Source organism: Companilactobacillus paralimentarius (genome assembly GCF_963227125.1).
GTDB classification, from domain to species: Bacteria; Bacillota; Bacilli; order Lactobacillales; family Lactobacillaceae; genus Companilactobacillus; species Companilactobacillus paralimentarius.
In genome coordinates this window covers 1,439,183-1,463,739 of the sequence record NZ_OY724131.1, presented here as the reverse complement: position 1 = coordinate 1,463,739, position 24,557 = coordinate 1,439,183, and the positions used below count along the sequence as shown (strand labels likewise).

The window sequence follows — 24,557 nt, the reverse complement described above, 5'->3', positions numbered from 1 at the left end:
AAGAAAAGGGGATTCTCGATGAAAAGAACTAAAATTGTAAGTACACTTGGACCTGCCAGTAACGATGTTGACACAATCGTTAAGTTGATTGAAGCCGGAGCTAACATCTTCCGTTTCAACTTCTCACATGGTGATCACCCAGAACATAAAGCTCGTATGGAAATGGTACACGAAGCTGAAAAGATTACAGGTAAAACTGTAGGTATCGTTCTTGATACTAAAGGTGCTGAAATCCGTACTACTGTTCAAGAAGGTAACAAGTTTGAAGCTAAGATTGGTCAAACAATCCGTATCTCAATGGATGACTCATTAACAGGTACTCCAGAAAAGATTGCTTCTACATATCCTGGTCTATATGATGATACACATGTTGGTGGTCACGTATTGATCGATGATGGTCTTGTTGACTTGAAGATTACTGAAAAAGATGACAAGAACCGTGAATTGGTTACTGTTGTTCAAAATGACGGTATGATCGGTTCAAGAAAGAGTATCAATGCTCCTGGTGTTGAAGTTCGTCTACCAGGTATCACAGAAAAAGATTCAGATGATATTCGTTTTGGTTTGGAACAAGGTATTAACTTCATCTCAGCTTCATTCGTTCGTAAAGCTCAAGATGTCCTAGATATTCGTGCAATCCTTGAAGAAAAACACTGTGAATACGTACAAATCTTCCCTAAGATCGAATCACAAGAAGGTATCGATAATATCGATTCTATCCTTAAAGTTTCAGATGGTTTGATGGTTGCCCGTGGTGATATGGGTGTTGAAATTCCATTTGAAAACGTACCATTCGTTCAAAAGGCTTTGATCAAGAAGTGTAATGCTCTTGGCAAACCAGTTATCACAGCTACACAAATGCTTGATTCAATGCAAGAAAACCCACGTCCTACACGTGCTGAAGTTACTGATGTTGCTAACTCTGTTCTTGATGGTACAGATGCTACAATGCTTTCAGGTGAAAGTGCTAATGGTGACTACCCTGTTGAAGCTGTTGCTGCTATGGCTCGTATCGACGAACGTACAGAACAACAATTAGACAAGAATAACTCACTTGCAATCCAACGTTTCGAAGATTACAAGGGTTCAAACGTTACAGAATCAATCGGTGAATCAGTTGTTAGAACTGCTGAAGAACTAAACATCAATACAATCGTTACAGCTACTAAGTCAGGTTACACTGCACGTATGATTTCTAAATACCGTCCAAGTGCTGACATCCTAGCTCTAACATTTGATGAAACTACACAACGTGGTTTGACAGTTAACTGGGGTGTTGATCCAGTTGTTGTTGACAAGCCAGAAAACACTGATGAAATGTTTGACTTAGCTGCTAAGAAAGCTCAAGAACTTGGCTTTGCTAAGGAAGGTGACTTGATTCTTGTTGTTGCCGGTGTTCCTGTTGGTGAAAGTGGTACAACTAACTTAATGAAGGTTCAACTAATTGGATCAACATTGGTTAAAGGCCAAGGTGTTGGTGAAGAATCAGTTGTTGGTAACGTTGTAGTTGCTAACTCAGCTGAAGAAGCTAACAAGAAGGTTAACGAAGGCGACATTCTTGTTACAAAGATGACAGACAAGGATTACCTACCAGCTCTTGAAAAAGCTAGTGCCGTTGTTGTTGAAAACGGTGGTTTGACATCACATGCAGCCGTTGTTGGTATTGCTATGGGTCTACCAGTTGTTGTTGGTGCTAAGAATGCTACATCACTTGTTAAAGATGGTGACACTGTTACTGTTGATTCAAGACGTGGTGTTGTATACAAGGGTGCTTCACGTTCACTTTAATTTTTAAATGAAGTAAACACGTTTTAAAACATAAATTGACTGAAAGAAACTGACGAGTTTCTTTCAGTTTTTTTGTGTTTGCGGTAATATCATATTAATAGAGATACTGAGGTGAAAAATTGTCAAATAAAGATGTTTTAGTATTTGAGATCGAACAGGCGAAAGGAAAGCCTCGAGATATTAAAAAGAAGAGGGATTATTGTCCTTTCTGTGATAGAGAAAACTTAACTAATATAATTGAACAAAAGGGTGATATGATTTGGTTAGAAAACAAATTTAAGACTCTTAAGGATACTAATCAGACGGTATTAATTGAATCAAGTGATCATTATGGTGATATTTCTAATTATTCAATTGCTAAGAATCGAGAAGTTTTTGAATTTGTTTATCACTGTTGGAATGAAATGATTCAGAGTGAGAAATACAAGAGTGTTTTGTTGTATAAGAATTTTGGCCCCATGTCGGGTGGCTCATTACGTCATCCACATTTTCAAGTGATAGGTTTAGATAAAGTTGATGGTTATAAGCATATCGAAGCTGAAAATTTTACTGGAATGAATGTATTTAATTCAAAACACATTAATGTTAATGTTTCGGAAAAACCAATCATGGGATTTGTAGAATTCAATGTAGTTATCAATAATCCTAAATACATTGATGATTTAGCTGAATTCACACGTGTAACAGTTAAATATGTTTTGGATGACCTTTATGGTGGTAAGTTTGACTCTTACAATTTGTTTTTCTATAAAATTGGACAAAAGATCATTTGCAAAATTGAAGCTAGATATGTAGTTTCACCATATTTTGTAGGTTATCGTCTGTCGCAACGCGATGGTGATAAGCAGGTGAGAGGTATTGCGGCTGTTTTATTGCAAAGATTGCAAAAAAATGCTCATAGTTCAGAAATTGAAAATCCAGAATAAATTAAAAGATAAGGTTTTTTAAACTTGGTTGTAACTAATACCAACTAATATATTTGAAATATGCTGTTGTCCACAAAAAAACTATGGTCCACTGGAACGTGGTGGATACGACTTCAAGCTATGAGGCCTACAAATTTTTACCACCGCTTGGTCCTTAGTTCTAGTATTATCTGGTGTTTTAAATCTACGAATATAGAAGCTTTAAATCAAAAGAACGACTTCCATTAAGTATTCAAGATAGATCCTTTACTTGAATTTCTTAATAGAGGTCGTTTTTACTTTACAAAATTACGTATTAAACACATTCACACTTTAACCAGAGTTGAGTAGGAATCACTTTTTTATATTAGCTTCGGAGTAAAAATGTTATGTAACCCTAAATAAAGAACAATTAAATCTATTCAATCCAATTGTTCTTTTTAGCAATATTTAAAGCTTCAATCCGAGAGTGGGTACCAGTTTTACTGAGAATGGAAGAAATGTAATTTCTGACTGTTCCATTGGAGAGAAAAACACTGTCGGCAATTTCTTGGGTTGATTTTCCCTGAGAAAATTCCTTCATAATTTTCAATTCCTGAGGGGTTAAGGGATTCTTGACTGCTGTTAAAATAGTTGAGACCAAATTTGAATCGTAAATAGTTTGACCATCTAAAATCTTATGAATTGTATCAACTAGCTTATCGGTAGGGCCATCTTTTAATAAATATGCATTCACTTGAGCAGCTACGGCCAGTTCAAAATAGATTTTGCGAGCAAAGGTTGTAAGAATAACGATTTTTAAATCCTGCTTTGTTAAACGAAGTTCCTTAGCAACCTCTAAACCAGTCATTTGAGGCATCTCAATATCTAGAATTGCTACGTCTGGTTTTAAGGAAATTATTTCTTTAAGGGCTGTTTGTCCCTCGGTCGCATTTCCGATAACGGTAAAATCATCTTCTAAATTAAGAATCGCGGAAAGAGCTGAGTTAAGCATTTCTTGATCTTCAGCGATATAAATGGATGTCATAATTACTCCTCTTTTGGAACAGATATTTTTATCAACACGCCGTGTTTGGATTCTATTTCAATTTTACCATCAATTTTATTAAGACGCGTTTTCATGCCAGTTAAACCAAATGTTTGACGATTATTCGACTTTTGGAAACCTATTCCATCATCTTGAATTCTTAGTAAGTAGTTGTTTTGATCTTCCTCAAAGATGAGGTTCATCATATTAGCTTTGCTGTACCGAATGACATTTGTAGTAGCTTCTTTAATGATGGCAGATAAGACGTGTTGAACCGCTTTCGGCCAATCAGCTGATATTTCTTCGTTGACCGAATGTTGCCTTATGTCAGCAACATGTAAATTATTTTCTTCCTCAATCATGGCACTGGCAATAGTTTTTCCGTTGAGATCGGCAACTATTTTACGAACTAAATTCAAATCCTCACGAGAGGTTTTAGAAATATCTTGCAACTGCTGTTGAGCCTTTGTAGGATCTTTATCGATTAATTTAGAAGCAAGTTCAGCCTTGAGGGTAATGATGGAAAAGGATTGACCAATGTTATCGTGTAAGTCTTTGGCAATTCTGTCACGTTCGTTCTGTTTAATAATGGATTCCAGACGTTTGTTGTTTTTCTTAGTTTGATAGTTACGGCGATAAGTGTTGGCCAATGATCTGGCTGCAAGAGGTGAACCTATTGTAAAAGTTAAAGTAATAATTACACCTATGAATCCATAACTATTCATCACTGGACTAAAAAGTACGAATGATGTAATGCAGCTTAGCGAAATTATTAGAAACATAGCATAATATTGAAAGAATTTTTTAGATTTTAGCGGTAATGAACCAATTTCCCATGCAGTGTAAATGAAGAACGTACCGCCACCATCAGGAAATAAAATGACAAAATAGACGGCAATAGACAATTGTACGAGAAGATCTAGCCACAGATAGGGATTAATCCAGTAGCCATCACGATAAAATTTGAGAAAGATGATCATTAAAATTAAATGCCACCAATTAAAATGTGGCTCATGAGCCAAAAGCTGGGCTATCATAAGAAATAATGAAAAAACCCAAAAGTAGGGCATAAAGCCCAGTCTTTTTGGGAATAAAATTTGTCTCTGTATGAAGTTCTTCATTGCGTAACAAGTCCTTTTTCTTTTTGAATTTTGTTTACTGTAAATAGAATCAAGAAAATAATGAAGGACCAAATCAACAGATTAATAAAAGGACCAATATGTTGAGTCGTCTGATGTAGAATATTTTTATCAATAACGGATAATTGATAAGTGGGCATTACTTTACCAATGTTTTGTAACCAAGTAGGCATGATATTAATGGGCCACCATAATCCACTTAGAATTGCCAAAGGAAATACTACCAAGTTTGTTAATAAATTAACAGTATTAGGTTTTCTAGCAAATGAAATTAGTACACCAATTAGAATTAATAATATGGTACCTAGAAGATTGATTGAAATTAATTCAAATAGTAGTCCGATTGAGATACTGACATGATTAACGATCATTGCTACTGTAGTAAGTGCAATAGAGGATACTAGATTCAAAGTGATAAGAACAATTGACATGGACCCATAGTATTGAAAATTTGAAAGGGGACTTAGCATGACAAATAATTTGAAATTAGACATTTGGTCTTCTAAGAGTGTATTTGCTGTAGTGATAATCCCACCTAACATACAGGCATAAATCATCATACTAACTAAATAGTCTTTATTCCAAACTTTGAGATAGCTAACAGGCACATTACTTACGAGAATTTTAGTATACAGGATATAAAAAACGATTGGTAGTAACATATCAAAGAAAAAGAAGGCTTTATTTCTGAGGACTATACGTTTGAAGTTGATTTTAGTTTGAAAGATAAATTTATTCATGATTATTCTCCTTGTAGTTAAGTAATAGCGTGTTCAAAGTACTTTGTTTTACTTGTAAATTGTCAATTGCTTTTAAGTAAGGTGTTAGTTCAGTGATTAATTGATTAACATCGTTAGTAATAATTTGAAAATGATGTCCAATCAGATTGATTGAGATTACATTTGCTAAATTTTCGAAGTCAATTTGATTCAATTCACTGTCGAATTCAACCAAACTTTGGCCTTCACGACTACGAAGTTGTTTGATTGTACCGTCGAAGGCAATAGTTGAGTTCTGTAAAATTAAGAATCGGTCTGCAATGTTTTCTAATTCTTCTAAGTAATGGCTAGTAACAAAAATTGTTTTACCAGATTTTTTCAATCGATCAATTTCTTGCCAAAATTCATTTCGGGCGTTGCTATCCATGCCGACCGTAGGTTCATCAAGGAAAAGTATTTCAGGATTACCAGCTAATGCTAATGCAAAAGCCAATCGACGCCTTTGACCACCGGAAAGTCCAGTCATTAGATTGTTTTGATGATTATTTAGACCAGAGATGTTCAGGAGTTCTTTGTATGAAAGTGGTTTGTCGAAATAACTACGGGTTAGGCTAATAATTTCTTTAACAGTAATTCGATGCAATACGATATTATCTTGCATCATAACACCGGTAATTTGTTTCCAATTTTCATTAGTTAGAAATTTAATCTGACCAGAGGTTTGAGGAATTAGATTTAAAATAATATTGATTAAAGTAGTATTTCCGGCACCATTTGCACCAACTAAGGCAATGATGGATGATGATTCAATTTGAAGATTGATATCTTTTAAAATAACTTTTTTGCCAAAGGATTTGTTTATATGTTGAATTTCTAAAATAGTCATATGATTAACCTCATCTCTTAATTGAATAACTTTATTTTAAGAGAATTGGCTGTACAGCAATAGTAAGCAATGTCATTAATTTATATGACAAATGTCATGTTTTTTGTATTATTAAATGTTTTACGAAAACATAAACATCAAAAAAATCTCCAACCCTAAAAAAGTGGACCGGAGATTTTAAAGAACTATTATGCTTCAGGATTATAATCTTTATCAATAACTAAAACAGGTTTGATTGTCTTACCACTAATTGAATCAGCATCAGCTTCGTTAATTTGATCAAAATCATAGAATTTTTCAGTTAAATCAAATGGGAAGACACCCATCTTGTAGAATTCAATTAGACGAGGGATATCAATTTGAGGAATTGAATCACCCATATTGACACCGACAATCTTCTTATCGTCAACACAGAGATTATTCCAAGTACTCAAAGTGATGTTATGTGGAGTAACGGCAATAGTTGCAGTTGTACCACCTTGTGTTAAAGCAGCGATTGAATCTTTCATAACTTTTTCAACACCGGTTGTATCAACGGCCCAGTCGACACCTAAACCATTAGTGATTTTCTTGATGGCTTCAACAGCATCTTCATTTTTGCTATTAACGGTATCAGTAGCACCCATCTTTTTAGCTAGTTCCAAACGTGAATCAACAATGTCTACAGCGATAACTTTGACACAACCTGAGATTTTACCAGCCATCATTGCAGCCAGTCCAACGGCACCTGTACCAAAGACAGCAATTGTATCACCGGGTTTTGGTTGAAGGGTATTGAAGACTGTACCACTACCAGTTACGTAGCCACAGCCAAGAGGTCCTAATTTTCTTAAGTCAAGGTCATTAGGAACCTTAACAGCATTTCTCTGTGAGATTACTGTATGAGTTGTGAATGAAGATTGATTAAACATATCACTAACGTGATGACCATCTTCAGTGAAGTGATCAGTGCCATCAGGACGTGTTCCTGAAAGATTTGATTTAGCATAATTGCGACATTGTGTTGGTTTGCCCTTTAAACAATTGTCACACTCACCACAGGAGTAGAAGGACATAATAATGTGATCACCAGGCTTGAAGTTCTTAACGTTTTTACCGACTTTTTCAACAATTCCAGAACCTTCATGTCCTAAAATTACTGGGAAACTAAATGCGGCATCACCTTTACGTAAGGCTTCATCAGAGTGACAAATGCCAGATGCAACAACTTTAACTTGTAGACCGTCGTCCTCAAGATCGGCCAATTCAACGTCATCTTTAATAACAAATGGATCATTTACTTTATCAACAACAGCAGCTTTAATTTTCATAACAAGAACCCCCCTTCCATAAAATAAAACATTTTTGAAAACGCTTACTACATAAGAAATTATTTCACAATATTTAAAATAATTCAATTAGGTTTTAAAAAATTTGTTATTAAAGAGCTATATTTTATAAATTTTTATCGTGAAAATAAAATCGATCTCATCACAAGATAGTACGATTTTTAAAAAGAGAAATTAATTTATGAAAATATTAAAATCTTAAAAGTATTATGTAACGTAAACTGGTAAAATGTAATAGCAAAGAAAATTAAAATAAAGAGTATGGTGAATATGGATATAACAGAAATGTATGGTCAAGTATTGACGGGTACTGTGACTGATTTAAATAAAGATGAAGCTTTCGTTCAAATCGACGGTAAGACGTTCGCTTTAGACTTAAATGAATTAACAGAGATCCCTGAATTGGGTGATGAGATCAATGGTTTTCTCTATGAGAATCAGGCTCACAAAAATAAAATGACGACAGTAATGCCCTTCGTTGTACAAGGCGTTTGGGACTTTGCCGAAGTAACTGAAGTTAGAACCGACTTGGGTGTGTTCGTTAATATTGGTTTAGACGATAAAGATATCGTTGTTTCTTTAGATGATTTACCTTTTGAACATTCTGAATGGCCTAAAAAGGGCGATAGTTTAATGGTCAAATTGGATATTGATCACAAGGGAAGACTTTGGGGTAAATTAGCCGATATTGAACTTTATACGCAAATTGCTCGTAGTCCTGGTGCTGATGTTAAGAACAAGGATGAGGAGGGTACAATTATCGCCATTAGAGAGAGTGGTGCCTTTGTTATGACGGAAAGTTATTACATTGGCTTCATTCATGTAGAAGAACAATCACAACCATTACATATTGGTCAACATGTTAAGGCTCGTGTCATTGGTACTAGTCACCGTCGTTTGAATCTATCAATGAGACCTCGTGCTTATGAGGAAATTACTCCAGATGCTCAAATGATTGTCGCTGTTTTGGAACACTCTCGTGATAAGAAAATGCCTTATACCGATAAGAGTGATCCTGATGATATTAAAGAATACTTTGGTATCAGTAAGGGTAGCTTTAAACGTGCTTTGGGAAATCTTATGAAACAAAAGAAGATTGAACAAAAAGATGGCTACACTTATCTCAAATAGAGGTAACAATATGAGTGAGAAATTATCAATTAAGAATCAAAAGATGATTGATACAATTGCCGACTATGCTCATTACCTTCGTTTGGATCGAGGACTGTCACAGAATACAATTGTTTCATATCAACAGGATTTATTGGAATTCAGTAGTTTTTTGGAAAAGAAGCGAATACCATTTTATCCAGAAGATCATTTTGTTGTCACACAATTTTTTGTTAGTCAAGATAAAGAAAATAAATCCAAAACTTCACAGATGCGGATGTTTTCTTCGTTGAGGCGTTTCTATCAGTGGATGGAAGTTATTGATAAGATTCACGCTAATCCGATGAATGAACTAGATGCTCCCAAAAAGGGAAGTCACTTACCAGTAGTATTGTCGATGGATGAAGTAAATTCGCTGATTGAGTCGCCAGATGTTTCCACACCCTTGGGTATTAGGGATCGAACTATTTTTGAGGTGATGTACGCGACTGGTTTACGTGTCAGTGAATTAGTCAATCTGAGTATGGATGATTTGCATTTGGACTTGGGATTGATCAAGACCTTAGGTAAGGGAAATAAGGAACGGCTATTGCCAATTGGCGATACGGCTATTGAGTGGTTGAAAAAATATTTTGCAGAAACTAGAAAAGATTTGGTGGCTAAATACGGTCAACAAAAAGAAGTCTTTTTGAACTTTCGTGGTAAGAAATTAACTCGTCAATCAATTTGGCGTATGATCAAAAAGTATATTGCTCAAGTTGGAATTAAAAAGGACGTTACGCCGCATACTTTACGACACTCATTTGCCACCAACTTATTGGAAAATGGAGCTGATCTTCGAGTTGTCCAAGAACTATTAGGACACTCTGATATTTCAACGACACAGATTTATACGCATGTTAATCAAACAAGAATGAAGCAGGTCTATAATAAGGCCTTTCCAAGAGCTTAGATAGGGGGATAGGGATGCTTAGTAAATATAGTGATGAAAATAAGAAGATTGCTATGGGCTTTTTATCTTATATCAGTGACCTCAAGGATTTGAACAATTTGGAGCAAGAATTACAGCTTTATTCTGAAGATGAAAACCGTCAGTTATATCTTTGGAAAAGCAACATGGAAGACTATTCAGGTATTGTGGCATTATCATTCTCGGATAATACTGTCTTTATCGAATACGTTTCATTGAATCCTTCATATCGTTCACAGAGTAATGTTTTTAAAATTTTTGATGACATTCAACAGAAATTTCCTAATTTAGTAATTTTAGGGAATTTCAATTTGAGTAAACAAATTCAACAGTGGCGTCAAAATAAACAAAAGTTAGAAAAAGATATGAAGGAAAAAGAAAACAGCTAATGCAAAAATTGAATTTAGTTTTAACTGATTTTGAAGGTCCAATTGATTTATTATTGCATTTGATTAAAGAATCAAAAGTCGATATTTATGATATTCCGATTGCACAAATTACGCAGCAATATATTGATTATTTGAAAAGTATGAAGGTTTTACAATTGGACATTGCAGGAGACTATTTGGTTATGGCGTCAACTTTGATGTCAATCAAAAGTAAAATGTTGTTGCCGCAGGCACCGGATGAAATCGAAGATGAAATTCAAGAAGATCCGCGTGATGAATTAGTTTCTCAACTTTTGACTTATCAAACATACAAACGAGTTGCAGCTTATTTTGAAGAAAAAGAACAAGTTAGAAAGCAACAATTTGATAAGGAAGTCAGTTTACCTAAAGAACAATTAGATCAATTTTTAAAACCTGGTTCGGTTGTTCTGGATGATTTAGCAGCAACGTATTCTGAATTGTTACGTGCTCAGAAGAATCATCAACCAGAGACTGAAACCATCGAAAATGAGACTCTATCGATTGAAGATGCAACTAATAATATTATGGGCGAATTGAGATCGGCTAAAAAAATGACTTTTAGAGCCCTTTTGAAATTAAATAATAATATCGAAGAAATAGTTACAGACTTTATGGCCATCTTGGAATTAGCCAGTAAACAATTGGTTTCAGTTAGTCAAGATGGTTTCCAAAGTGAACTATTTATTGAATTGAGGAATTAATGTGTATCAAGCAAAAATAATGGCATTATTATTTGTGGCCGGAGATCAAGGTATTAAAGAAAAGGATCTCGCTGGACTTTTAGAAATAGATAGTGCAGCCTTAAGACAGAATATTGAAGAGTTAAAAGTAAAATTAATGACCGACGTCGATTCTGGGGTCGAGTTAGTTGAATTTAATTCGAATTATAAATTGGTTACTAAAAATGAATTCAATGAACTATTAACCAAGTACTTTAAAACTGGGTTGGCTACTAAGTTGAGTCAAGCAGCACTCGAAGTTTTGTCGATTATAGCTTATCGTCAACCAATCACTAGAATTGAAATCGATGAGATTCGTGGAGTGCAGAGTTCTGGAAGCTTAAATACTTTATTGATGAGAAAATTAATTAAAGAAAATGGGAAGAAAGATGTTCCTGGTCATCCTAATCTTTATGTAGTAACTGATGAGTTCTTCGATTATTTTGGAATCAAGAATTTAAAAGAATTACCAAAAATAGAAAATTTTGAGGATAGTTCCGATATAGGAGATATAAATGGAGAAAGTTAGATTACAAAAATTCATGGCTGATGCTGGGGTAGCTTCTAGACGTAAATCAGAAGAATTGATTGCCAAGGGTCATGTTAAAGTAAATAACAAAGTAGTTACAGAAATGGGTATCAAAGTTGATCACAGCGATAAAGTCGAAGTTGACGGGATGCCTCTAGAAACAGAAAAGAAACGTTACATTCTAATGTATAAGCCTCGTGGAGTGATTTCAGCCGTTAAGGATGATAAGGGTAGAAAAGTAGTTACTGACTTATTGGAAGAAGACGTACAGGAACGTGTTTATCCAATTGGTCGTTTAGATTACGATACTTCAGGTTTATTACTATTAACAAATGATGGTGAATTTGCTAATCATTTGATGCACCCTCGCTACCATGTAGATAAGACTTATGTTGCTAAAATCGAAGGTATTTTAGAGACTGAAGAGATCAAAAAGTTGGAGTCTGGAATTAAGTTTAAGGACTACACAACTTCTCGTGCGAAAGTCAGAGTTATGTCTAAGGATAAGAAGAAAAACTCTTCAATTGTTAGGATAACTATTCATGAAGGACATAATCATCAAGTTAAGAATATGTTCGACGCTGTTGGTCATAAGGTTGAGAAATTGGCTCGTGAGAACTATGGTTTCTTAACTCTAGACGGTTTAGTTTCTGGTAAGTACCGTGACTTGACAAGACAAGAAGTTGCTCAATTGAAGCAAGATAATCGTTAATTTGATTAAATGGTTTTAAAGATTAAAAACTCCACAGTTGCCTTATATCAGGCGTTCTGCTATATTGAGTGTATAAAATTAAATAATTGGTTTTCAGGGCAGGGTGAAATTCCCGACCGGCGGTATAGTCCGCGACCCAGCATTGCTGGTTGAATTGGTTAGATTCCAATACCGATAGTAAAGTCTAGATGAAAGAAAACAGAAGGTTAAGGTCTGTTTTGGTGTGCCCAAAATAGGTCTTTTTTCTTTGGAAATCAATTGGAGAGGTTGATTTTAATGGGGAAAAGTTTAGATAAGATGCATGAAATAATAGGAGTAGCTGTTTTTGCAGCACTGGGAACAATTCTGATGTTTTTCGAGTTTCCAATTCTGTTTTGGTTACCTTTCTTGAAGATTGATCTAAGTGATGTGGTGACGCTGATTGGAACTTTTGCATTTGGTCCCGTAGGTGGAGCTTTGATTGCATTACTAAAGTCAGTGGTGCACGTAATTGTCACTGGTAGTGGTGTAGCTGGTTTGATTGGTAACGGATCTGCTTTTGTAGGTTCGGTTGCTTTATTATTACCTTTCAATTACTTCTGGAAGAAAGATAAAAAGGTTATGGCAGTGATAGCAGGAACAGTTGTAATGACGGTTATCATGTCGTTATTGAACTACTTTGTTGTGATGCCCCTTTACATGAATGTGATCGGAATGAAACTAAATATGAGTTTGGCCGAATATGTGGCAACAGGTGTGGTACCATTTAATATTGTCAAGGCACTGATTATTTCAGCGGCTACGATGATTGTTTATCCACGTATCAAAGGGCATTTCTCAATAAAATGAGAAACTAACAGAATTTTATAAATCTTTAAAGAAAAATTTTAAACTTTTATGATATGCTTTAAGAGATAGAAATTAGGAGGTTGGTTTTTAATGGCCGATAAGGATAAAAACAATATGTCTGGCGATTCTCGCGTTCCTAAATCCACACAAGGACTTGAAGGATCCGTTAGTCTCGAAGATTTGAAGAAATATCATCTAATTAGTGATGGCACAAGTGATGTGGTTACACCTACTAGTGCGGTTTCTGACGATCAAACTTCTAATGATGCACCTGTAGAAGAAAATACTGACGACTCATCAATGAATGAGAATCAGGAATCTGTAGACCATCTTCAATCTGAAGAAAGCCAAGATCATTTAAGCGAAGCAAAACAGGATAATAATCCGGAACCAAATTATGACGATAATAATTATGACTCAGCACCAGAAGACGATCAGTCTGTTCCTGAAGCACCAATACCTGCACCAGTAGAATCTGAAGCAACTGATCAATCTGAACCAGCTGATTCAGTTGATGATGAGGCGGAAGATGATTCCAAGAAGAGTAGTAAGCCTTGGGAAAACAGTTTTGACACTGATACTGATGATGACGGACATGTGTCACGTGCTGTAACTAAAGAAAAACAACGTGGTAATCATACTTTAGTTGTTACTTTAGTTATTGCTTTAATTATCATTATGTTTACACCAGTGGTTATTAATGCTGTTAAAGGTAGCAGTGGCGGTGACTTGGATAGTACCCAATCTGCTAAATCAGTAGAGAACAAAGACAAGTCAACCAAGAAAAAGAAGAAATCTACTAAAAAGGCTACACCTAAGAAAAAGGCTGCCAAGAAGACAACGACTAAGAAGTCAACAAGCAGCAATAATTCTTCAAGTAGCAACAATAGTAGTAATAACTCTGCTACAACGAATGATGATAGTTCTAACTCAAATGCTACAAATGATGGCAACAGTACTACTTCAAATAGTAGTGATACTACAGCAAGTGATAACAATACAGCTAATTCAACAACAAGTTCGGATTCACAATCACAAGCTAACCAATCAAATAGTACTGATAGTTCCAACAGTTCTAACACTTCAAGCACTACTTCAAATAGTAATGCCAATAGTGGAACTTCATATTACACAGTTAAAGCCGGTGACAACTGGTTCAGAATTGCTTACAACAACAATTTAACAACGGCTCAATTGAAGAGTATGAATGGTAATGTTGGTACATTGACACCAGGTACAACATTAAGAGTAAAATAGATAAGTAATTAAGGGTCTCTGACAATTTTGTCTGGGCCCTTTTATTAAGGAGAGAAAAGTAAATGCAAATTGCAATCGATGGACCAGCTTCAGCTGGTAAAAGTACTATTGCCAAATTAATTGCTAAAAACTTAGATTTTGTTTATTGTGATACTGGTGCGATGTACCGTACAGTAACATTACTTGCAAAAAAGAATAATGTAGGGTATGGTGATACTTTCAATATTTTGAAGTTAATGTCTGAACATAAGATCCATTTTCTTAATAAGGAAGATGGTCAACACGTTTACTTAGATGATGAGGACGTTTCAGATGCTATTCGAACAGAAGAGATAACTAATAACGTTTCTCAAGTCTCAGCAATCAAGGAAGTTAGAACGGAATTAGTTCAAATGCAACGAGACATGGCAAACGACATTAATATCGTAATGGATGGTCGTGATATTGGAACGACTGTTTTGCCTAATGCCGAAGTAAAAATTTTCTTAATTGCTAGTGTAGAAGTACGTGCGCAAAGACGTTATAAGGAAAACCTTGAACGTGGCATCGATACACCTTTGAAAGAATTGCAAGATGAAATTGCTGCTCGTGATTACAAGGATTCACATCGAGAGATTTCGCCATTGAAGAAGGCTGATGACGCTATCGAAGTTGATACATCAGATATGACCATTGAAGAAGTTGTTAAAAAAGTTACAGAAATTGTTAATGAACATAAGTAGGGAGGCAGATTATGTCTGTTCCAGTAGTTGCGTTAGTAGGGCGCCCCAATGTTGGTAAATCTACTATTTTCAATAGAATAATTAATGAAAGATTATCTATTGTTGAAGATACACCAGGTGTAACTAGAGATCGTATTTATTCACGTGCTAGTTGGCTTGGAAAAGAATTCCGTTTAATTGATACCGGTGGTATTGAAATGAGTGGAGAAAAAATGTCAGTTCAAATCAAGAATCAAGCTGAAATTGCGATTGATGAAGCTGATGTTATTGTCTTTATTGTTAATGGACAAAACGGTGTTACTAAAGAAGATGAGGATGTTGCCAAAATCCTTTATCGAACTAAGAAACCGATTGTCTTAGCAGTTAATAAAGCTGATAATCCAGAACAACGTGAAAATATTTATGACTTTTACTCACTAGGCTTTGGCGACCCTAATCCTATTTCTGGTTCTCAAGGGACTGGTTTAGGTGATTTGTTGGATGAAATCGTAAAAGCATTTCCTAATGACGATAAAGATGTAGAAGATGAATCAATTAAGTTTAGTTTTATTGGTCGTCCGAACGTTGGTAAGTCATCTTTAGTTAATGCTATTCTAGGCGATGAGCGTGTTATCGTTTCCGATATGCAAGGAACGACACGTGATGCTGTCGATACTAAGTATCATGATGAGAAGCTCGATAAAGACTTTACAATGATCGATACTGCTGGTATTAGAAAACGTGGTAAGGTCTATGAAAATACAGAGAAATACTCTGTATTGCGTGCATTGAGTGCGATTGATAAGTCTGATGTTGTTTGTGTTGTTTTGAACGCTGAAGAGGGTATTCGTGAACAAGATAAACGTGTAGCTGGTTATGCTCATAATGCTGGTAAAGGTGTTATCATCGTTGTCAATAAATGGGATGCTTTGAAGAAAGATACCCATACTATGCAGGACTTTGAAAACCAAATTAGAGCTGAGTTCCAATACTTGTCTTACGCACCAATTCTCTTTACCTCAGCAATTAAGGGACAACGTTTAGACCAAATTCCAGAACTAGTGACACGTGTCTTCGATAACCGTCACCGTCGAATTCAATCAGCTGTTCTGAATGATCTATTGTTGCGTGCTACTTCAATTGCACCAACACCATTAGTTAATGGTAAGAGATTACGTATTTACTACATGACACAAGTGGCTATTCAACCACCAACGTTCGTTGTCTTTGTCAATGATAATGAATTGTTGCATTTTTCATACGAACGTTTCTTGAAAAACCAATTACGAGACACATTTGACTTTGAAGGAACACCGATTAAGATTTTGCCTAGAAAACGTAAATAGGGCCTAAAACGGTGCTATTTTACGCGCTTTTATAAATATATTTATATTTAAAGAAAATTATCGTAAAAAACGGCTTAAATGCTTGCCACATCGACATTCCTATGGTAGTTTTGTAAATAGAATAATGAACGCATTCAAATAGTTCATGTGTTCTAAATTTTTTACAAATTTCGGAGGTATTTTTACATATGGCAAATAAAGCTGAACTTATCGATAGTGTAGCAAGTAAAACTGGTTTGACAAAGAAGGATGCAACTTCAGCTGTTGATGCAGTCTTTGAAACAATCCAAGAAAACTTATCAGAAGGCAACAAAGTTCAATTGATCGGCTTTGGTAACTTCGAAGTACGTCAACGTGCTGCTCGTAAGGGTCGTAACCCACAAACAGGCGAAGAAATTAAGATTCCTGCAAGCAAGGTTCCTGCATTTAAACCAGGTAAGGCTTTGAAGGATTCAGTTAAATAATTCTTTTTTAAATTAGGGGCGGTCATTAGACCGTCTTTTTTTACGCAAAAATATGGAGGTAACAATTTGAGTAAAGCAGATGAAGTTATAGAAACAATTGATGATGGTGACTTTTCAAAAGTCGACGCTTTAATTCAAGAATCAATTGCTCAAGATGATGACCAAACTCAATTTTCACTAGCGGAGACTTTGATGAGCCGTGGTTTATCTTTCCAGGCCAAGACTGTCTATGACCATTTATTAACGATGTATCCAACTGAAGGGCAAATTTTGTCTCGGTTAGCTGAGATTTCTGTGTCTGATGGAGATACTGATCAAGCTTTAAGCTATATTTCTCAAATCACACCTGATTCGTCAGCTTATGCCGAAAATTTGCTGGTTTCAGCCGATATATATCAATCCCAAGGTTTGTATGAAGTTAGTGAGCAAAAACTATTAAGTGGTATCAGAGAGTTTCCAGATGAAGAGGTTTTCAAATTTGCTTTAGCCGAAGTTTACTTTGACGAGAACAAATTCAGTAAAGCTTTGACGTATTATGACATGTTGCTGGATATGGGAATTAAGAATTACTCTGGTATTTCGATTGTCCTACGTAAGGCTAGTTCTCTTGCCGGGGATGGTCAGTACGAGGAAGCTATTGATGTTTATGAAGATTTGAATGCCATCGAATTAAATGAAGATGCTCAATTCCAATTGGGCTTTTTATACAATCAAGTTAAGAATTATAATAAATCCATCAGTATTTTGGAAAAATTATTGGAGACAAATCGTGATTATCCAACAGCATATTCAATTCTGGCTGAGGATTATTTAAATATTAAGAAAAATTCTGATGCCTTTAAGTATGCACAATTAGGTCTGAACCTGAATGAATTAGATGATAATCTTTATCAGATTGCTTTTGACGCTGGGACTGCAGAAGATCCAACAGGGGCAATCAAGATACTTGAAAAAGGAATTAAAACAGTAGAAAATCCATTGCCTTTGGTAATTAAACTGAGTGATTATTACGTAACTAAAGGTCAATTTAAGAGTAACCTTGATTTATTGAATGGCCGCGACATCAGTAACAATCCTAAATTAGTTTGGAATCTAGCTAAGTCAGAATTTGAAACTGATGATGTAAAGAAGGCTCAGGAGAATATTTTACTAGTTCTCGACGATTTTAAGGATAACTTGGATTACTTATCCGATTTAATTGAAATCCTTCGTAGTACGGGTAATAATGATGTTCTCAAGCCAGCTATCCAACTGTACTTGAAACAAGATCCTGATAATGAAGAAATGCATAATCTATTGGATCAAATTTAAAAATTAATAATAACCTCACTAGGATGTACATTAATCTTAGTGAGGTTATTTTTGGAATTTTAACTGCATTATAAGGTCTTTATTTAGTAACATTCATGATTGGTATATAATAAATAAAGACTTTTATGATTATGTGAGGTAAAAATATGCAAATCAAACAACTTCCTGAAGATTTTAAACAGGCGTTACCAGTATTAGAAGAAATCGAGCAAGCCGGATTTGAGGCTTATTTTGTTGGGGGAAGTGTGCGTGACCATATTTTAGGATTACCGATCCACGATGTCGATATTGCTACAAGTGCTTATCCAGAAGAAATTAAAAAAATTTTTAAACGCACGATTGATACTGGGATTCAGCACGGGACTGTTACGGTATTATTAAACGATTCGTCATATGAAATTACCACTTTTAGAACAGAATCGGGTTATCAGGATTATCGTCGTCCAGATAAAGTGACTTTTGTGAGATCATTGGCTGATGATTTGAAGCGACGTGATTTTACAATTAATGCTTTAGCGGTTGATTTAAATGGTAATGTAATCGACAAGTTTGATGGTTTACAGGACTTAGATAAGAAAATTATCCGTGCAGTTGGCCGTGCTGAGGCTAGATTCCATGAGGATGCTTTAAGAATGATGCGTGCGGTTAGATTCCAAGCTCAATTAGATTTTCAAATTGAAGTCCAAACGGCTCAAGCAATAGCTGACAATGCACCATTACTGTCTAAAATTGCGATTGAACGTATTCGTGAAGAGTTTGTTAAATTATTATTGAGTCAATCATGGAAAACTGGTTTTTCTGATTTTCTTAAATTAAATTTGAGTGAGTATTGTCCTGGTTTTAAAGATCAACGTGAAGAATTGGCTGAACTATTAAACGCTGGAGGCACTTTTGTTGATGAAGATGCTGCTTGGACAGCAATTGGATATGCTTTAAACATGAATCATCCCGAATTTAACAGTTTTTTACGTGATTGGAAGGTTTCTAACAAAGTTCGTGAGGCCAGTGTGAATAGTTTGGATATGCTACATTTATTTGAGAATCAAGATTATGATTTGTGGAATATTTATAATTTTGGCTTAGATAACTTTGAACGAGTAATTCAACTCTGTCAAATGCTTCAAATTGAATTTGACTACACTGGTCTAAAACAAAAAGTAGGACAAATTTCTATTAAAAATAGTCATGATTTGGCTATTACAGGAAAAGATATTTGTGAAATTTTAGATGTAAAACCAGGCCCAATTATTGGAAAATCAATGTCGCAAATAGAGCGTGCTGTCGTGGAAGGAAACGTTTACAATAATTTTGACGAATTAAGACATTATTTGTTAAGTAATCAATAACCCTGTGTTATTATGAAATCAGTAAGTATTTTATGATTGAAAGGGTGGTAATATGACTAAGCATGTTTTTAAAGAATTGAAATTCTACTTCAGAAATGATGATACTTGGACAGTTAATCATGGGGAAATGAGTGATGTTTGGATTTCTCGTGTAACAACAAGTTATGGACGTATCGCAGGTGGACGTATGCAAGAGATTCACCCATGTAAACGTTTTAGAATTGAAATTCTACCTGCAGCTGACTACATTAAGGATACTGATGTTTCTACAGCTGCCTTGGCAGATGGTATGTTCAACCGTATTATTAAGTATCAGGATATCGAAAAATGTGACATTGTTTTTGAAGATGATGAAGGTAAGGAACCAATGGAGATTTACTTCCCATTCAAGCAAAAGGATGCTGAAGGCTTAGACAATGCTTATCAAACTTCAACAATTTCAAGCAAGAGTGGCAACCTGTTTATTTCAATTGATCCAGAAAATACGGTATATGATTTATATAAAGAAGAACTATAATTAAATGTACGGGACATTGGTTGATTTATTTTGACTTATGTTCCGTATTTTATTGAGAGGAATTAATATGGGGAATTTAAAAATAGGGTCAATGGTAAAAATTATTGATCAAGAAGATGGTATGAAAGATCAAATTGGAGCCGTAGTTTATTTTGATGAAAAGCGTGAAAAGATTTTAGTTAGATTTGGTGGAGTCCAGCAGCTATACTACGCGTTGGATCAATTAAAAGAGTACTAAGAGGTTTTACAATCAGCGGCTGACATGTGATAATAAATATTGATAAGTTTGATACCTCTATCTACATCGGTAGAGGAATTTTTTATTTATAGTGGTGAAAATTAATTGAAAACCTTAAATATAACTAATGCATCAAAATCCTTTGGAGAAAGAACACTCTTTAAGGATGTTACTTTTACAATTAACGAAGGAGACCGAATCGGTCTTTTGGGTCTAAATGGTACTGGTAAGACGACACTTTTGGACGGTATCGTTAATAATAGTGATTTGAATACAATCACGGTTGATAAACCTAAGGATTATAAAATTTCTTACTTGAAGCAGCAACCAGATTTGGATGATGATTCATCTGTTATCGATGCTGTTTTTAATGGTAGTGGCGAAAAGTTCCAATTGATTCGTCAATATGAAAATTCTTTGGCTAAATTCAATGTCAATTCGACTGATACTAAAATTCAAAATGAGTTCTTCAAGTTGCAGGAGCAAATGAACGCGTCTGAGGCTTGGCAAATGGAATCAGATGTTAAGTCGATTTTGAATAAACTGGGTATTACAGAATTAGACAAGAAAATCTCAGAATTATCTGGTGGTCAGCAAAGACGTGTAGCTTTAGCCCAGACCTTAATTTCTGAAGCTGATCTTTTAATCCTTGATGAGCCGACTAACCATTTGGATTATGAAGCCATCGACTGGTTACAGACGTATTTGAGTAAGTATAAAGGATCTGTTTTGTTTGTAACTCATGATCGTTATTTCTTAAATGAGGTTGCTACAAGAATCTTTGAAATTGAAAATCGTAATATAACTGAGTACGACGGTAACTATGAGAAATATCTTCAACAAAAAGCCGATAATGAAGATATCTATGCTTCAGAACAACATCACAAGACACAACTTTACAAACAAGAATTGAAGTGGATGCGTGCTGGTGTTAAGGCCCGTGGAACAAAGCAACAAGCTAGAAAAGATCGCTTTACTAATTTGAAGGAAGATCTACAAGACAAACCTGATGTTCAAAAAGAAATGTCGATTGATATTGCGCAACAGCGTTTAGGTAATGATGTTTTTGATATTAAAAATGCCAATTTAAAATTTGCTAAGCACATTATTCTAAACGATTTCAGTTATTTAGTTTCACGTGGTGATCGTATTGGAATAACCGGTTCGAATGGTTCCGGTAAAACAACTTTTTTAAATGCCATTGCTAAACAAATTCCACTTGATGCAGGTGAAATTAAAACTGGCCAAACCGTAAAGATTGGTTACTATACGCAACATACTCGAGATATGGATCCTGATAAACGTGTGATCAGATATTTGGAAAGTATCGGTCAAGGAGTGAAGAATACTGATGGAGAACATATGTCAGCTTCACAAATGCTAGATACTTTTAAATTTGATCATCAAATGCAGGGGGCTTTTGTGCGTGAACTGTCTGGTGGTGAAAAGCGTCGTTTATACTTACTAGCTATTTTGATGGATCAACCAAATGTACTTTTACTTGATGAGCCAACTAATAATCTAGATATTGAGACTTTAACAATTCTGGAAGATTATTTAAGTAGTTTTAAAGGGACTGTTCTGGCAGTATCTCATGACCGCTATTTCTTGGACAAAATTGCAGACAAACTGTTGATTTTTGAAGGTCAAGGTCAAATTGAAGAAAGTTATGATTCTTATTCGGCTTACTTACAAAGAGCGACGGCTAAGAAGCAAGCTAAGCATCATGAGGTTAAGGAACAAAAGCACGTCGAGGCTAAACAGAAAGCGGAACAGGAACAAAAAGCAGAGCCTAAGAAAAAATTGACTTATGCAGAACAAAAAGAGTATGAAAAACTGGAACCTCAGATCGACAAATTAGATTCTGAAATATCTGCTTTACAAGATGAATTGAATAATCCAGATAATGGCTATGAAAAACTAATGGATTATCAAAGAGAACTTGATGAAAAGAACCAAGCTGAAGAAAAACTGATGGAACGTTGGGAATATTTAAGTCAATTTGCCTAGGAGAAGAAAATGCACAACGAACAACAATATTTAGATCTTTTACAATATGTTTTGAATCAAGGTCACAAAAAAAGTGATCGTACAGGAACGGGAACAATTAGTACCTTTGGTTATCAAATGCGCTTTAATTTACAAGAGTCATTTCCTCTTTTGACAACTAAAAAAATTCCTTTTGGTTTAATTAAGAGTGAATTATTGTGGTTCTTGCATGGTGATACCAATATTAAGTACTTATTGGAGCATCACAATCATATTTGGGACGAATGGGCTTTTAAGAACTATATTGAAAGTGCTGATTATACTGGACCCGATATGAGTGATTTCGGACGTCGCAGTTTAGTGGATACTGATTTTGCCAAAGAGTATAAGGTTCAAAAAGATAAATTTGATCAAGCCATATTAACTGATACAACCTTTGCTCAAAAATTCGGTAATTTAGGGGATGTTTACGGGGCTCAGTGGCGTCATTGGCAAAAACGTGATGGTGGTTTTATTGATCAAATTGCCAATGTAATTGACCAAATTAAAAAGACTCCTGATTCACGTCGACTAATTGTTAGTGCCTGGAATCCAGAAGATGTACCTACGATGGCTTTGCCACCATGTCATACATTGTTCCAATTTTACGTAAATGAAAATAAATTGTCCTGTCAACTCTACCAAAGAAGTGGGGACCTCTTCTTAGGGGTACCGTTCAATATTGCAAGTTACGCACTTTTGACGCATTTAATTGCACGTGAGACGGGATTAGAAGTGGGAGAATTTATTCATACTTTGGGTGATGCTCACATTTACTTGAATCATTTGGATCAAGTTAAAGAACAACTTAGCCGTAAACCAACTATGGGACCACAATTAGAGATTAAAAGTGATAAAAGCATTTTTGAAATAGAGGCTTCAGATATAATGGTGAACGACTATAATCCACAACCTGCCATCAAGGCACCGGTAGCTGTTTAGGAGGAAATGTAAATGATAAGTTTTGTTTGGGCTGAAGATAAGAATCATATCATCGGTGAAAAGGGACACTTACCATGGTCTTTACCTAATGATTTGCACCATTTCAAAGATGTGACAGTCAACCATCCTATCGTTATGGGACGAAAGACTTTTGAAAGTTTTCCTAATGGTCCTTTACCTAAGAGATTAAATATTGTTATTTCTAAAAATCCTGATTATCAAGTGCCTGACTCTGTGATTCTTATTAATGATAAGGCCGACTTGAAAAAATATATACAACCTGACGACGAAGTTATGGTTATCGGTGGGAGTGGTATTTTTAAATTATTTCAAGATGATGTTGATAGATTGTATCTGACTAAAATCGATCATGAGTTTACAGGTGATACTAAGATGTGTTCAATCGACTATAGTAAGTTTAAATTAGTCGAAAAAAAAGAAGGCCAAATGGATGATAAGAATATCTACCCATATACCTTCGAGACTTGGGACAAACTTTAAACTACATAGAAGTATACTGAAAAGTACATCAAAGCCGTGCCTATCATGACAAAAATGTGCCAAATTACATGAATGTATCTAATGTTCTTCATTAAATAGAGACAGGCTCCCAATGTAAAAGCAACACCACCAGCAACTAATAGAGCAATACCAGTTCCACCAATTGCGTAATAGAGTGGTTTCATGGCGACGATAATAGCCCAGCCCATAAGAACATAGAGTAATGTTTCAAAGTACTTAAATCGACCGACATTAAAGATTTTGTAGAGAATCCCACCAATGGCTAACAACCAAATGAATGATAAGATAATGATTCCAAATGTGGAATGTAAAGCAATCAGACAGTACGGCGTATAGGTACCTGCAATCATCAAAAAGATTGAACTGTGGTCAAATATCTGAAAAACACCTTTAGCTTTAGTGAAGTATAAACTGTGGAATAACGTTGAGCTAAGGTATAAAAAGAATAATGTGAATGCATAAATAAAATAGGCTGTAATGTTCAAAGGTTTTCCCTGTTGAAATCCTTTGATTAATAGGAATATGGCACCAATAATTGCTAAAATTATACCGATGCCATGAGTGACAGCACTGAAGACTTGATTTGTGATCAAGTAAGTTCTAGAAAAGTCGTGTTTTTTTGTCATGTTAAAACCTCAATTATTTGGACTGTTTACTATAATTATTATAAACGTCTCACAGGGCTTTTCATATGATTATGGTATTGTATAATTAATAAAGATTTGGCATATTTATTTTAGTAAAATGATTAGTTATTTATCATTAGACCCTATTAAGTTTGTTATAATAATTAAAAGAAATAAGAAACAAGACCC

At 35.0% G+C, this 24,557-nt stretch carries 26 protein-coding genes and 1 riboswitch; of the genes, 20 read left to right on the top strand and 6 right to left on the bottom strand.

Going from position 1 to position 24,557, the window contains the following annotated elements; translation table 11 throughout:
- The first annotated feature begins 18 nt into the window (after nucleotides 1-18).
- Nucleotides 19-1,788 (top strand): pyruvate kinase, encoded by a 1,770-nt coding sequence (pyk, locus tag ACI6PB_RS07040; RefSeq protein ID WP_025085486.1) that lies wholly within the window; start codon nucleotides 19-21, stop codon nucleotides 1,786-1,788.
- A 119-nt stretch (nucleotides 1,789-1,907) separates the two neighbouring features.
- The gene (locus tag ACI6PB_RS07035) at nucleotides 1,908-2,714 is read left to right on the top strand and encodes a DUF4931 domain-containing protein (protein WP_025085487.1); all 807 of its coding nucleotides are present in this window, start codon (nucleotides 1,908-1,910) and stop codon (nucleotides 2,712-2,714) included.
- Between the two features lie 397 nt (nucleotides 2,715-3,111).
- On the opposite strand, the gene ACI6PB_RS07030 is transcribed toward ACI6PB_RS07035, so the two are convergent.
- From ACI6PB_RS07030 to ACI6PB_RS07010, 5 genes are all read right to left on the bottom strand, one after another.
- Complete coding sequence (locus ACI6PB_RS07030; protein WP_025085488.1) at nucleotides 3,112-3,720, bottom strand: DNA-binding response regulator; 609 nt, start codon at nucleotides 3,718-3,720, stop codon at nucleotides 3,112-3,114.
- Nucleotides 3,721-3,722: 2 nt separating this feature from the next.
- A complete protein-coding gene (locus ACI6PB_RS07025) occupies nucleotides 3,723-4,841 on the bottom strand; it encodes a sensor histidine kinase (protein ID WP_025085489.1) in 1,119 nt (372 codons plus the stop codon).
- Nucleotides 4,838-5,599, bottom strand: coding sequence for an ABC transporter permease (locus ACI6PB_RS07020; RefSeq protein WP_025085490.1), 762 nt, complete (start codon nucleotides 5,597-5,599; stop codon nucleotides 4,838-4,840). Before ACI6PB_RS07020 ends, ACI6PB_RS07025 begins: the two co-directional genes overlap by 4 nt.
- Nucleotides 5,592-6,464 (bottom strand): ABC transporter ATP-binding protein, encoded by an 873-nt coding sequence (locus tag ACI6PB_RS07015; protein WP_404327215.1) that lies wholly within the window; start codon nucleotides 6,462-6,464, stop codon nucleotides 5,592-5,594. The genes ACI6PB_RS07020 and ACI6PB_RS07015 overlap by 8 nt, the downstream gene beginning before the upstream one ends.
- Nucleotides 6,465-6,652: 188 nt before the next feature.
- Entirely contained in the window at nucleotides 6,653-7,774 is a 1,122-nt protein-coding gene (locus tag ACI6PB_RS07010) for an NAD(P)-dependent alcohol dehydrogenase (protein ID WP_404327214.1), read from the bottom strand.
- A gap of 288 nt (nucleotides 7,775-8,062) precedes the next feature.
- Between ACI6PB_RS07010 and ACI6PB_RS07005 the strand changes: the two genes are divergently transcribed.
- The 18 genes from ACI6PB_RS07005 (at nucleotide 8,063) to ACI6PB_RS06920 (ending at nucleotide 23,721) form a co-directional block, all read left to right on the top strand.
- Complete coding sequence (locus tag ACI6PB_RS07005; protein WP_404277579.1) at nucleotides 8,063-8,923, top strand: S1 RNA-binding domain-containing protein; 861 nt, start codon at nucleotides 8,063-8,065, stop codon at nucleotides 8,921-8,923.
- A gap of 10 nt (nucleotides 8,924-8,933) precedes the next feature.
- Nucleotides 8,934-9,854 (top strand): site-specific tyrosine recombinase XerD, encoded by a 921-nt coding sequence (gene xerD, locus ACI6PB_RS07000; RefSeq protein ID WP_193322477.1) that lies wholly within the window; start codon nucleotides 8,934-8,936, stop codon nucleotides 9,852-9,854.
- Nucleotides 9,855-9,868: 14 nt separating this feature from the next.
- Nucleotides 9,869-10,261 (top strand): hypothetical protein, encoded by a 393-nt coding sequence (locus ACI6PB_RS06995; RefSeq protein ID WP_025085494.1) that lies wholly within the window; start codon nucleotides 9,869-9,871, stop codon nucleotides 10,259-10,261.
- Nucleotides 10,261-10,983 carry a segregation and condensation protein A gene (locus ACI6PB_RS06990; protein ID WP_404277575.1) on the top strand — a complete coding sequence of 241 codons (723 nt, stop codon included), beginning with the start codon at nucleotides 10,261-10,263 and terminating at the stop codon, nucleotides 10,981-10,983. The genes ACI6PB_RS06995 and ACI6PB_RS06990 overlap by 1 nt, the downstream gene beginning before the upstream one ends.
- Nucleotide 10,984: 1 nt before the next feature.
- Entirely contained in the window at nucleotides 10,985-11,530 is a 546-nt protein-coding gene (gene scpB / locus ACI6PB_RS06985; protein WP_025085496.1) for an SMC-Scp complex subunit ScpB, read from the top strand.
- Complete coding sequence (locus tag ACI6PB_RS06980; protein WP_056952310.1) at nucleotides 11,517-12,242, top strand: pseudouridine synthase; 726 nt, start codon at nucleotides 11,517-11,519, stop codon at nucleotides 12,240-12,242. Before scpB ends, ACI6PB_RS06980 begins: the two co-directional genes overlap by 14 nt.
- An 85-nt stretch (nucleotides 12,243-12,327) precedes the next feature.
- A riboswitch (FMN riboswitch) is annotated at nucleotides 12,328-12,446 on the top strand.
- Nucleotides 12,447-12,518: 72 nt separating this feature from the next.
- The gene (locus tag ACI6PB_RS06975; RefSeq protein WP_404327212.1) at nucleotides 12,519-13,070 is read left to right on the top strand and encodes an ECF transporter S component; all 552 of its coding nucleotides are present in this window, start codon (nucleotides 12,519-12,521) and stop codon (nucleotides 13,068-13,070) included.
- A 90-nt stretch (nucleotides 13,071-13,160) separates the two neighbouring features.
- A complete protein-coding gene (locus ACI6PB_RS06970) occupies nucleotides 13,161-14,327 on the top strand; it encodes a LysM peptidoglycan-binding domain-containing protein (protein ID WP_404327211.1) in 1,167 nt (388 codons plus the stop codon).
- A gap of 62 nt (nucleotides 14,328-14,389) precedes the next feature.
- Nucleotides 14,390-15,049, top strand: coding sequence for a (d)CMP kinase (cmk, locus tag ACI6PB_RS06965; RefSeq protein WP_025085499.1), 660 nt, complete (start codon nucleotides 14,390-14,392; stop codon nucleotides 15,047-15,049).
- 11 nt (nucleotides 15,050-15,060) lie between these two features.
- The gene (der, locus tag ACI6PB_RS06960; protein ID WP_404277571.1) at nucleotides 15,061-16,374 is read left to right on the top strand and encodes a ribosome biogenesis GTPase Der; all 1,314 of its coding nucleotides are present in this window, start codon (nucleotides 15,061-15,063) and stop codon (nucleotides 16,372-16,374) included.
- Between the two features lie 188 nt (nucleotides 16,375-16,562).
- The gene (locus ACI6PB_RS06955) at nucleotides 16,563-16,838 is read left to right on the top strand and encodes an HU family DNA-binding protein (protein WP_010019909.1); all 276 of its coding nucleotides are present in this window, start codon (nucleotides 16,563-16,565) and stop codon (nucleotides 16,836-16,838) included.
- A 66-nt stretch (nucleotides 16,839-16,904) separates the two neighbouring features.
- Nucleotides 16,905-18,149, top strand: a complete 1,245-nt coding sequence (locus ACI6PB_RS06950) for a tetratricopeptide repeat protein (protein ID WP_025086350.1) — start codon at nucleotides 16,905-16,907, stop codon at nucleotides 18,147-18,149.
- A 146-nt stretch (nucleotides 18,150-18,295) separates the two neighbouring features.
- Nucleotides 18,296-19,495, top strand: a complete 1,200-nt coding sequence (locus ACI6PB_RS06945; protein ID WP_404327210.1) for a CCA tRNA nucleotidyltransferase — start codon at nucleotides 18,296-18,298, stop codon at nucleotides 19,493-19,495.
- A gap of 52 nt (nucleotides 19,496-19,547) precedes the next feature.
- Nucleotides 19,548-20,012, top strand: a complete 465-nt coding sequence (locus ACI6PB_RS06940) for a hypothetical protein (RefSeq protein ID WP_025086352.1) — start codon at nucleotides 19,548-19,550, stop codon at nucleotides 20,010-20,012.
- A gap of 67 nt (nucleotides 20,013-20,079) precedes the next feature.
- Nucleotides 20,080-20,250 (top strand): hypothetical protein, encoded by a 171-nt coding sequence (locus ACI6PB_RS06935; protein WP_156407817.1) that lies wholly within the window; start codon nucleotides 20,080-20,082, stop codon nucleotides 20,248-20,250.
- Nucleotides 20,251-20,355: 105 nt separating this feature from the next.
- On the top strand, nucleotides 20,356-22,260 hold the full coding sequence (locus ACI6PB_RS06930; RefSeq protein WP_025084936.1) for an ATP-binding cassette domain-containing protein: 1,905 nt from the start codon (nucleotides 20,356-20,358) through the stop codon (nucleotides 22,258-22,260).
- 9 nt (nucleotides 22,261-22,269) lie between these two features.
- Nucleotides 22,270-23,220, top strand: a complete 951-nt coding sequence (locus tag ACI6PB_RS06925) for a thymidylate synthase (RefSeq protein ID WP_404327209.1) — start codon at nucleotides 22,270-22,272, stop codon at nucleotides 23,218-23,220.
- A gap of 12 nt (nucleotides 23,221-23,232) precedes the next feature.
- Nucleotides 23,233-23,721 (top strand): dihydrofolate reductase, encoded by a 489-nt coding sequence (locus tag ACI6PB_RS06920; RefSeq protein WP_025084935.1) that lies wholly within the window; start codon nucleotides 23,233-23,235, stop codon nucleotides 23,719-23,721.
- On the opposite strand, the gene ACI6PB_RS06915 is transcribed toward ACI6PB_RS06920, so the two are convergent.
- Nucleotides 23,718-24,368: a PAQR family membrane homeostasis protein TrhA gene (locus ACI6PB_RS06915; protein WP_404327208.1), complete on the bottom strand. Its 651-nt coding sequence runs from the start codon at nucleotides 24,366-24,368 to the stop codon at nucleotides 23,718-23,720. The genes ACI6PB_RS06920 and ACI6PB_RS06915 overlap by 4 nt on opposite strands.
- Nucleotides 24,369-24,557 lie beyond the last annotated feature (189 nt).